The organism is Streptomyces globisporus, from assembly GCF_003501885.1.
In the GTDB taxonomy this organism is placed as follows: Bacteria; Actinomycetota; Actinomycetes; order Streptomycetales; family Streptomycetaceae; genus Streptomyces; species Streptomyces globisporus_D.
This window is the reverse complement of record NZ_QWFA01000226.1, coordinates 1-9,058: the sequence shown is the minus strand read 5'-3', so window position 1 is coordinate 9,058 and position 9,058 is coordinate 1. Positions and strand designations below refer to the sequence as shown.

Sequence of the window (9,058 nt, the reverse complement as noted above, 5' to 3'; positions counted from 1 at the left end):
CGGGGTGGACCCGCCCCCGGGGCCCCTTCTCGCCCCCGCTCTCCTCGTCCTCCTCCGCCGCGCGCTCCCGCGCATCACGCGGCGCACCGCCCAGCGCGGCCTGGGCCGCGGTGAACAGCTCCGCGGGCCTTACGCCGCCGAAGGCAGCCACCAGATGCCCGTCCGGCCTGACCAGCAGCACGGTATGGGCCGACGCTCCCGGATAGCTCTCGGTGACCAGCAGCTCCGTCGTACCGGGAAGCGCCGCCACGGCGTCGTTGAGGCGCGGCATGACGCCTGCGGTCTGCCAGTGCCGCCGGTCCCAGACGCCCGTCCCCGGCGCGACCAGGATCACCAGCGGATGGCCCTGCCCGAGCCGCTCCCGCAGCCGTGTCGTCGTCCCGTCCGGCGCGGCCACCGTCACATCGGCGACCGGCGCACCGGGGGGCGTACCGACAACGGTGTGCGCCTCGGCGTGCGGTGGTGAAAGGGGGGAGTGCGAGTACGAAGGGGGCGCACCCAGTGCTCCACGGCCCAGATGGCCGTCGGCGAGCAGGGTGTCGTGGCCGCGTGCGGTGCCCGGGACCAGGGTCCGCAGACCGCCGCCGCCGCGCAGTATCGGCAGCGACTGATCGGCGGCGCGCAACCGGGCGGCCACGGCGGCCCGCCGCTCCGCCTGGTAACTGTCGAGCAGTTGCTCGGCCGGGCCGTGGTGCCAGGCGTGGGCCAGCTTCCAGGCCAGGTTCTCGGCGTCCCGGATGCCCTCGTCGAGCCCCTGCGTGCCCAGAGCACCCAGCAGATGTGCCGCGTCTCCCGCCAGGAACGCGCGCTGCTTGCGCCAGCGCCGGGCGAGCCGGTGGTGGAGCGTGTGGACGCCGGTGTCCAGCAGTTCGTACGGCGGAGTCTCGCCGCACCAGCCGGCCAGCGTGTCCCGGATCCGGGTGATCACCGCCTCGGGGGTGACCAGTTCGCCGCGTGGCGGCAGCAGCCAGTCCAGCCGCCAGACGCCGTTCGGCAGCGGTCGGGCGGAGACCTCCTCGCCACCGGTCCGCCAGGGCGGCTGCCGGTGCGACACGGCCTCGTCGGGCCAGGGCAGTTCGGCCCGCAGCGCGGCGACGGCATGGCGCTCCACCGCCGTACGGCCGGGGAACCGGATGTCCAGCAGCTTGCGCACGGTCGACCGGGCGCCGTCGCAGCCGACCAGATAACTCCCGCGCCACCAGGTCGATCCCGGCTCCCTGGTGTGCACCGTGATGCCGTCGCGGTCCTGCTCCAGCGTGTCGATCCGGCTCATCGGCACCAGCCGGACCAGCGGTTCCTTGTTCACCGCCGCACGCAGCGCGGCGCTCAGCTCGTGCTGCGGCAGGTGCAGCGGCGAGGGAAGGAGGCCGGGCAGCGGCTCGCCGTCCTCGTCCGGCCGGCCCCCGCTCAGCGGCATCGCCCGGACCGACTGCTTCCGGCGCATCGAACGCCAGCCCCTCCAGCGCAGCCCGACCCGGTCCAGCTCCCGGCAGCCGAGGCGGCCCACCAGGTCGGCGGTGTCCTCGCGCAGCACGACCGTGCGGGCGGGCCGGGGCTCCTCCGTGCCGGGGCCCTCGTCGAGGAGTACCGAGGGGACGCCCTGGGCGGCGAGGGCCAGCGACAGCGTCAGGCCGACGGGCCCGGCGCCGACGACGATCACCGGGTCCACAGCGCGTACCCTCCGGCCCTGGCGGTCATGCGGAACGTGGCAGAGGTAGCCGGGTGCGTGATCACAGAACGTATGCAACCCACTGGTGGTGCTTGCGTCAAGTGACCGAGGCAGCGACGCGTGCGCCGCTGCCTCGAATGCTCCTGCCGGGAGGGGCCGGTAAGGCCCCGGGGAGGTCAGTCCTTCGTCACTCCGGCCCCAGCGCCACCATCGACCGTCGGGCCTGCGCCCCCTGCGCCCCCGGCCCGCGGGCCGGGAATGTCCTCCACCGTGGGGATGTCGGCGGTCTGGACGCCGGGCGCCACCTTGATGCCGGTTTTGGCGCGGCGGCCGCGCTTCTCGATCCACGTCGCCAGCGCCGAGAGCAGCAGACACATCGCGATGTAGATCGTGCCGATGACGACGATCGTCGAGACGTACGGGTACTGGCCGTTCACCTGGGTGTTGGAGGCGATCAGACGCGCGGTCTGGAGCAGCTCCGGGTACAGGATGATGAAGCCCAGCGAGGTGTCCTTGAGGGTCACCACGAGCTGGCTGATGATCGTCGGCAGCATCGAACGGATCGCCTGCGGCATCAGGACGGTCGTCATGACCTGGGTCTTGCTCATGCCGAGGGCGTACGCGGCCTCGCTCTGGCCCTTGGGCACCGAGTTGATCCCGGCGCGCAGCACCTCGGCCTGGACGCAGCCGTTGTAGACGGAGAGACCCGCCGCCAGCGCCCACATCGAGTAGTCAGTGAGGAAGCCGACCCAGATCGCGTAGATGGTGATCAGCAGCGGCAGCGAGCGGAACAGCTCGATGAAGGTGGTCGCCACCCAGCGGATCGGCTTGTGGTCGGAGAGCCGGCCCACCGCCAGGAGCACGCCGAGGACCAGCGAACCGACCGCGGCGAGACCGAACGCCTTGAGGGTCGCGAGCACCGCGTCGGCGATGTTCTGCCGGATGCCCGCGTAGTTGAAGATGTCCCACATCTCGGGGGCGAGGTGTCCCTTGTCGGCCAGCCGCATGATGCTGACGGCGATCAGCACCACGATGGCGAGGCTGCCGACGACGGCGTAGATCCGGTTGCGGACGACGGCCTTGGGGCCCGGGGCGTCGTAAAGAACGCTGGCGCTCATCGGGCGACCTCCATGCGACGCTCCAGCAGCCGGAAGAGGCCGCTGATGGTAAAGGTGATGATCAGGTACCCGATGGCCACCCAGATGAAGACGGGGACGATGTCGTAGCCCTTGTCACTCATCAGCTTCTGCCAGCCGAACAGTTCGGCGTTGCTGAAGGCGCCGGCGATCGCGGAGTTCTTCGTCAGGGCGATGAAGATGCTGCTCAGCGGCGGGATCACGGTCCGCGTCGCCTGGGGGAGCACCACGATCTGCAGGGTCTGGGCGAACGTCATGCCGATCGAGCGCGCGGCCTCCGCCTGCCCCAGCGGCACGGTGTTGATGCCGGAGCGGACCGCCTCGCAGACGAAGGACGAGGTGTAGAAGCCGAGGGCCAGGGAGCCGAGGACGAACGGGCTCATCCCCGGGAAGAGGATCTCCGGCACCACGAAGAAGAAGATCAGGAAGAGCAGCGTCAGCGGGGTGTTGCGCATCAGCGTGACCCACGCGGTGCCGAAGTACCGCAGCGGCGGCACCGGCGAGACGCGGAATCCGGCGACGACGACACCGAGAACCAGGGCGATAAGCGAGCTGACGGCGGTGATCGACACAGTTCCTATGAAGCCGTCGCGGAACGCTGGGAAATTGTCGAGCAGTACGTTCATGAGGTCTCCGCGTCGGCGGTCGTCGGCATCGGGGCAGGGGAAGGAGCGCCCCGTCTCCCCGCCGCCCCCGGGGAGAGGGGGGACGGCGGAGGCGTACGGGACGCCCGGGTCACTCACGGGGCGTCGTGACGGGTGTCGGCGCTCGGACACCGGGAGGTGCCGGGCGCCCGACGGTGCCGGGCGCCCGAGGGCGTCAGTAGCGCTCGATGGCCGGCGGGTCGACGAAGTCCGAGCCGGACAGACCGAGGGTGGCCTCGTAGATCTTCTTGTACGTGCCGTCCTTGACGCGGTCCTCCAGCGACTTGCTGATGGCCTCGCGGAGCACCTTGTCGTCCTTGTTCAGGCCGACACCGTAGGGCTCGTCGGTGAACGGCTTGCCGACGACCTTGAGCTTGCCCTTGTTGGCCGCGGCGTAGCCCTTGAGGATCGAGTCGTCGGTGGTGACGGCGTCGACCTGCTTGGTCAGCAGCTGCTGCACGCAGTCGGAGTACTTGGCCAGCTCGACGACGCTCGCGCCGTACTCCGGCTTCTTGATCTCCTGCAGCGGCGTGGAGCCGACGATCGAGCAGACCTTCTTGCCCTTCACCGACTCCTTGCCGGTGATCGCCGTCTCGTCCTTGCGCACCAGGAGGTCCGCGCCGGCCTTGTAGTACGGACCGGCGAAGCCGACCTGCTTCTTGCGCTCGTCGTTGATCGTGTAGGTGCCGACGTAGTAGTCGACCTGGCCCTTGGAGATGGCCGTCTCACGGACGCCGGAGTCGACGGTCTTCCACTCGATCTGCTTCTCCGAGAAGCCGAGGTCGGCCGCGACCATCTTGGCGATCTCGATGTCGAAGCCCGAGCGCTCCTTGGTCGCCTGGTCCTCGAAGCCGAGGTACGGCTGGTCGGCCTTGGCGCCGATGATGAGCTTGCCGCGCTCCTTGGCCTTCTTGAAGACCGGGGAGTCGAGGGCGACGTCCTTGGCGGCGGTGTACGTGGGCAGCTCGGGGGCGCCGGAGGCGCCCGGCTGGGTGCCGCCCGGTTTGTCACCGGCGGAACCCTCCTTGCCACCACACGCGGTCGCGGTCAGGGCGAGGACGGCGATGGCCGCCACGGCGGCGGACTTGCGGAGCTTCATGTGAACAATCCTTAGGTCGTAGGTCGTTGTCGTCAGTGGTGAAGGATCTTCGACAGGAAGTCCTTGGCCCGGTCGCTGCGCGGATTGCTGAAGAACTGGTCGGGCGCCGCCTCTTCGACGATCTTCCCGTCCGCCATGAACACGACGCGGTTGGCGGCGGACCGGGCGAAGCCCATCTCGTGGGTGACGACGATCATCGTCATCCCGTCCCTGGCCAGCTGCTGCATGACTTCGAGGACCTCGTTGATCATCTCCGGGTCGAGCGCCGACGTGGGCTCGTCGAAGAGCATGACCTTCGGGTCCATCGCCAACGCCCGTGCGATCGCGACGCGTTGCTGCTGGCCACCGGAGAGCTGCGCCGGATACTTGTCGGCCTGTACGCCGACGCCCACCCGGTCGAGCAGGGTCCGGGCCTTCTCCTCCGCGGCCTTCTTGTCGGCCTTGCGGACCTTGATCTGGCCCAGCATGACGTTCTCCAGCACCGTCTTGTGTGCGAAGAGATTGAACGACTGGAAGACCATGCCCACGTCGGCACGCAGCCTGGCCAGCTCCTTGCCCTCCTGGGGCAGGGGCTTGCCGTCGATCGAGATCGCTCCCGAATCGACCGTCTCCAAGCGGTTGATCGTGCGGCACAGCGTGGACTTGCCGGACCCGGAAGGCCCGATGACGACCACGACCTCGCCACGGGCGATGGTCAGGTCGATGTCCTGGAGCACATGCAGCGCGCCGAAGTGCTTGTTGACGTTGCTCAGTACGACCAGGTCGTTCGCCGCGGGCGCGGCATCCTCGGCGTCCTTGGTCACTGAAACTCCGCTCATCGGCTTCTTGCTCCGTCCTCCTCGGTTGAACAAGGACCCTAATGACGCAGTGCGACCAACGTCATTACATCTGAGCGGAAATTGAGCATAACGATCCGGCGGCAACCGGACACTCCGCGTGAACAGGACGCCCCGCGCCGCCCCGGGGCGTACCGGGTGCATAACGGAAACCCCGCTGTAACCGGCAGACTCTTGACTGGTGTGCCGTTCATCGGCGTGGATGCCTTGAGCGAGGTCGACGCGGAGCGTCGATGAACGGAAGATCACGGCAAGTGTCTTCCGGACGAAGCAGGGTGAAACGCGGGACAACACCCGGTGACAGCGTGCAACGGTTGCACGTATGAGCCCGAGGAGCCGGACGGCCCCGGGAGAGACGGAGGGGAGGGCCATGAGACTGCTGCTCGTCGAGGACGACGACCATGTCGCGGCGGCCCTGTCCGCCGTGCTCGCCCGGCACGGATTCCAGGTCGTGCACGCCCGCAACGGCGAGGAGGCCCTGCGCGCGCTGCTGCCCGCCGAGAAGGAGCCCTTCGGGGTGATCCTCCTCGACCTCGGCCTGCCCGACCAGGACGGCTACGAGGTGTGCGGCAAGATCCGCAAGCGCACCGCCACCCCCGTGATCATGGTCACCGCCCGCGCCGACGTGCGCTCGCGCATCCACGGCCTCAACCTCGGCGCCGACGACTACGTCACCAAGCCGTACGACACCGGCGAGCTGCTCGCCCGGATCCACGCCGTCGCCCGGCGCACCTCCGGCGCCGAGGACACCGCACCGACCCCCGTCGCCGCCCTGCGCCTCGGGCCGGTCGCCATCGAGCTGCCGACCCGCCGGGTCAGCGTCGACGGTGAGGAAGTCCAGCTCACCCGCAAGGAGTTCGACCTGCTGGCCCTCCTCGCCCAGCGCCCCGGCGTCGTCTTCCGCCGCGAGCAGATCATCAGCGAGGTCTGGCGCACCAGCTGGGAGGGGACCGGACGCACCCTGGAGGTCCACGTCGCCTCCCTGCGCTCCAAGCTGCGGCTGCCCTCCCTGATCGAGACCGTGCGGGGCGTCGGCTACCGGCTCGTCGCGCCGTCCGCGTAACCGAACGGGTACGTTTCCCCGGTGCGCTCCCGCCTGCTCCCGCTGCTCATCGTCCTGATGGCCGCAGTCCTGGTCACCCTCGGCTTCCCGCTCGCGATCAGCGTCGCCGCCGCAGAGCAGCAGCGCCTGGTGATCGACCGGATCGACGACACCGCGCGGTTCGCCGCCCTGGCCCAGTCCATCACCGACACCTCCCCGGACAGCGAGGAGCGCCGCCGCACCCTCCAGACCGACCTGGAGGTCTACGCCTCGGTGTACGACATCCGGGCCGGCGTCTTCTTCCAGGACGACCGGGCCCTGGCCAAGGCGCCCGGCTCCTGGGCCCTGCCCGCCGAGGGGGAAGGGCGCACGGCCTTCGACGAGGCGCTGCTCGGCCGCCGCTCGCACGATCCGCCGCAGGTCTGGCCCTGGCAGAACGGGCGCGTCGTCGTCGCCTCCCCCGTGGTGCGCGACGGCGACGTGGTCGCCGTGGTCGTCATCGACTCGCCGACCGGCGAGATGCGGTCCCGGATCGTGCGGACCTGGCTGCTCATCGGCCTCGGCGAGGCGCTGGCTCTGCTGGTGGCGGTCGGCGCGGCGGTCCGGCTCACCGGCTGGGTCCTGCTGCCCGTGCGGACCCTGGACGCGGCCACCCGCGACATCGCCGGGGGCCGCATGCGCTCGCGCGTCGCCGCCTCCGCCGGGCCGCCGGAACTCCGGCACCTGGCCCGCTCCTTCAACGAGATGGCGGACAACGTCGAGGACGTGCTGGAGCAGCAGCGCGCCTTCGTCGCGGACGCCTCGCACCAGCTGCGCAACCCGCTCGCCGCCCTGCTGCTGCGCATCGAGCTGCTCGCCCTGGAGCTGCCCGAGGACAGCGAGGAGATCGCGGCCGTGCGCACCGAGGGCAAGCGGCTGGCCCGGGTCCTCGACGACCTCCTGGATCTCGCACTGGCCGAGCACGCCGAAGCGGACCTCCAGCTGATCGACATCGTCCCGCTCACCGCCGAGCGGGTCGCCTCCTGGCGCCCGATGGCGGACCGGGAGGGTGTGCGGCTCACCTTGGAAGGCGCCCCGGCGGCCACCGCCTGGGCCGACCCCGTGGCGCTCTCCAGCGCCCTGGACGCGGTGATCGACAACGCCCTGAAGTTCACCCCGGCCGGGGAGGACGTCACCGTCACCGTCGCCGCCGGAACCCGTACGACGACCGTCGTGGTCGCCGACCGGGGCCCCGGCCTCACCGAAGCGGAGCTGGAACGCGTCGGGGACCGCTTCTGGCGCAGCACCCGCCACCAGAACGTCAGCGGATCGGGGCTGGGCCTCTCCATCTCCCGGGTGCTGCTCGCGGCGGGCGGCGGCTCGATCGCGTACGAGCACCACGCACCGCACGGCCTGCGGGTGACCGTCTCGCTGCCCCGCGAACGGCCGGGCGGCTGATCCGGTGATCCCCGGGCCAGGAGGGGGCGCGCGCCCTGGGGCCTTTCGTTTGGATCAGCCCTCGCCGGGGAGTGGTCAGGGCTTCACCGAGCGGTAGTAGTCCTTGGCGCCTTCGTGCACGTCCAGCGGATCCGTGTAGATCGCCGTCCGCAGATCCACCAGCTGCGCCGCGTGGACCTCACGGCCGATCCGGTCCCGGCTGTTGATCACCGTCCGGGTGAACGCCTCGGTCATGGCCGCGTCCGTACGGTCGGTCGTGACGAGCAGATTGGCGACGGCGACCGTGGGCACGGACTGGCCCTGCTGGGCTTCCGGATAGGCGTCGGCGGGCATCATGGCCGACCGGTAGAAACGGGTGGGACCCGTCGCCGCCTGCAACTTCGCGACCAGGTCCGCCTCCAGCGGCACCAACCGGACGGCGAAGCGCTCCGACAGCTCCTGCACGGCGGCGGTCGGCAGCCCGCCCGACCAGAAGAAGGCGTCCAACTGGCCCTGCGTCAGCCGTACGGGCATGGTGTCGATGCCCACCGGCACCGGGGTGATGTCGTCGGCCGGATCGAGCCCCGCCGCCTTCAGCAGCCGGTCCGCGACCAGCCGCACCCCGGAACCCTCCTGGCCGACACCCACCCGCTTGCCCCGCAGATCGGAGGCGCTGCGGATGTCGGAGTCGCGGGGGACGACCAGCTGGACGTAGTCGTCGTACAGCCGGACACAGCCACGCAGCCGCTGGGCACCCTGCCTGCCGTCGCGCAGATAGGTGGCCACGGCGTCGGCCGTGGCGATGGTGAAGTCCGCCTCGCCCGTCGCCACCCGCGCGAGGTTCTGCTGCGACCCCTCGCTGGTCCGCAGCCGTATGGCCACCTCCGGCATGTCCTTGGCGAGTGCGTCCTCCAGCCGCTCCCCGTACCGCTGGTAGACCCCGCTGGGCACCCCGGTGGAGAAGGTGAGCGGACCGCTCGGGTCCCCCTCGTCGCCCTGGGGCTGAAGCCACCACGCGAGCAGCCCGAGCACGACCGCCAGGAGGGCGCCCGTCTGCAGGGTGCGCCGGCGGCCGAATCGGGACAGAGCGTGGTGCATGCGCGCGATCCTGCCAGCTCACCCGCCCCCCTGGCCAGGCTCGCCCATGAGGCCCGCCCCACAGTCGGCGGGGGAGCGGAGAGGGGGCGGGGCAGCTGGCAGGATCGCGCGCATGCAC

The 9,058-nt window shown here is 70.6% G+C and carries 8 protein-coding genes; 2 read left to right on the top strand and 6 right to left on the bottom strand.

The genetic code is table 11. The features are described 5' to 3' along the window. The 5 genes from D3105_RS29845 to D3105_RS29825 form a co-directional block, all read right to left on the bottom strand. A partial coding sequence (locus tag D3105_RS29845; RefSeq protein ID WP_240647070.1) for an FAD-dependent monooxygenase occupies nt 1–1,669 on the bottom strand: 1,669 nt, incomplete at its 3' end. Nucleotides 1,670–1,845: 176 nt separating this feature from the next. Further along, entirely contained in the window at nt 1,846–2,787 is a 942-nt protein-coding gene (locus tag D3105_RS29840; protein WP_118906041.1) for an amino acid ABC transporter permease, read from the bottom strand. Continuing rightward, on the bottom strand, nt 2,784–3,431 hold the full coding sequence (locus D3105_RS29835) for an amino acid ABC transporter permease (RefSeq protein ID WP_006128036.1): 648 nt from the start codon (nt 3,429–3,431) through the stop codon (nt 2,784–2,786). Before D3105_RS29835 ends, D3105_RS29840 begins: the two co-directional genes overlap by 4 nt. A 193-nt stretch (nt 3,432–3,624) precedes the next feature. Further along, nucleotides 3,625–4,548, bottom strand: a complete 924-nt coding sequence (locus tag D3105_RS29830; protein WP_118906040.1) for a glutamate ABC transporter substrate-binding protein — start codon at nt 4,546–4,548, stop codon at nt 3,625–3,627. A 32-nt stretch (nt 4,549–4,580) separates the two neighbouring features. Then, nucleotides 4,581–5,366 (bottom strand): amino acid ABC transporter ATP-binding protein, encoded by a 786-nt coding sequence (locus D3105_RS29825; protein ID WP_029182610.1) that lies wholly within the window; start codon nt 5,364–5,366, stop codon nt 4,581–4,583. Between the two features lie 388 nt (nt 5,367–5,754). Here D3105_RS29825 and D3105_RS29820 point away from each other — a divergent pair, with 388 nt between their 5' ends. Next, nucleotides 5,755–6,447, top strand: coding sequence for a response regulator transcription factor (locus D3105_RS29820; protein WP_089116775.1), 693 nt, complete (start codon nt 5,755–5,757; stop codon nt 6,445–6,447). A gap of 21 nt (nt 6,448–6,468) precedes the next feature. Then, nucleotides 6,469–7,863 carry a sensor histidine kinase gene (locus D3105_RS29815; protein WP_118906039.1) on the top strand — a complete coding sequence of 465 codons (1,395 nt, stop codon included), beginning with the start codon at nt 6,469–6,471 and terminating at the stop codon, nt 7,861–7,863. Nucleotides 7,864–7,938: 75 nt separating this feature from the next. On the opposite strand, the gene D3105_RS29810 is transcribed toward D3105_RS29815, so the two are convergent. Continuing rightward, entirely contained in the window at nt 7,939–8,940 is a 1,002-nt protein-coding gene (locus D3105_RS29810) for a TAXI family TRAP transporter solute-binding subunit (RefSeq protein WP_118906038.1), read from the bottom strand. Between the last annotated feature and the right edge of the window lie 118 nt (nt 8,941–9,058).

Coding starts and splice junctions, on each gene's coding strand:
- D3105_RS29840 (WP_118906041.1), bottom strand. CDS start 2,787: ATGAGCGCCAGCGTTCTTTACGACGCCCCGGGCCCCAAGGCCGTCGTC.
- D3105_RS29835 (WP_006128036.1), bottom strand. CDS start 3,431: ATGAACGTACTGCTCGACAATTTCCCAGCGTTCCGCGACGGCTTCATA.
- D3105_RS29830 (WP_118906040.1), bottom strand. CDS start 4,548: ATGAAGCTCCGCAAGTCCGCCGCCGTGGCGGCCATCGCCGTCCTCGCC.
- D3105_RS29825 (WP_029182610.1), bottom strand. CDS start 5,366: ATGAGCGGAGTTTCAGTGACCAAGGACGCCGAGGATGCCGCGCCCGCG.
- D3105_RS29820 (WP_089116775.1), top strand. CDS start 5,755: ATGAGACTGCTGCTCGTCGAGGACGACGACCATGTCGCGGCGGCCCTG.
- D3105_RS29810 (WP_118906038.1), bottom strand. CDS start 8,940: ATGCACCACGCTCTGTCCCGATTCGGCCGCCGGCGCACCCTGCAGACG.